Annotated in this window: 1 protein-coding gene; it reads left to right on the forward strand. The window is 81.6% G+C overall.

The window, feature by feature from the left end:
- Positions 1–67: 67 nt before the first annotated feature.
- Positions 68–790: a monooxygenase gene (locus GTR00_RS21945; protein ID WP_323132674.1), complete on the forward strand. Its 723-nt coding sequence runs from the start codon at positions 68–70 to the stop codon at positions 788–790.
- The last annotated feature ends 26 nt before the right edge of the window (positions 791–816 follow it).

An 816-nucleotide genomic window follows, 5' to 3' on the forward strand; every position in this document is an offset into this window, starting at 1 on the left:
GACCGGGCCGGGGGCCGGGCCGGGGACCGCGTCGGGCGGCGCCGGGCGCCCCGCGTAGCGTCGCGGCGTGCTGGAGCCCCGCGCCGACCGCCCCGCCCTGGTGACCCTGGACGTGTGGGGGGTCGCCCCGCGCGCCGTGCCCGCGGCGCTGGCGCGGATGGCGCTGGACCGCCCGCTGCTGGCCCGCGCGCCCGGCGCGCGGTTCGCGAAGCTGCTGGGCACCGGCGACGGGCGCACCTTCACGGTGCGCGACGCCGACCCGCTGCACTGGGCGGTGCTGGTGGCCTGGGCCTCGCCCGGGGACGCGGCGGCCTTCGAGGGCTCCCCCACGGTGCGCGCCTGGCGGCGGCTGGCGCACGAGCGGCTGCGGGTGGAGCTGGAGCCGCTGACCAGCCGGGGCCGCTGGGGAGGGCGCGAGCCCTTCGGCGGGGAGGACCTGCGCGCGGCGCGGGCGCACACCGGGCCGGTGGCCTCGATCACCCGCGCGCGGCTGCGGGGACGGCCGCGGCGGGCGGCCTCGTTCTGGCGGGCGGTGCCGCCGGTGTCGGCGGACCTGCAGCGCGTGCCGGGGCTGCGCTGCGCGCTGGGCGTCGGGGAGGCGCCCCTGGGGTACCAGGGCACCTTCTCGGTGTGGGAGTCCACGGAGGCGCTGCGGGGGTTCGCGCACCGGCGCGCCGCGCACGTGGACGTCATGGACCGCACCGCGGCGGAGGGCTGGTACGCCGAGGAGCTGTTCGCGCGCTTCGCGGTGCGCTCGCTCACCGGGACGCTGGGCGGGCGGACCCCCTGAGCCGTCGGGGTGGCGGGACCGGCGGG

Origin of the sequence: Kineococcus indalonis, assembly GCF_009906395.1 — a bacterium.
GTDB lineage: Bacteria > Actinomycetota > Actinomycetes > Actinomycetales > Kineococcaceae > Kineococcus > Kineococcus indalonis.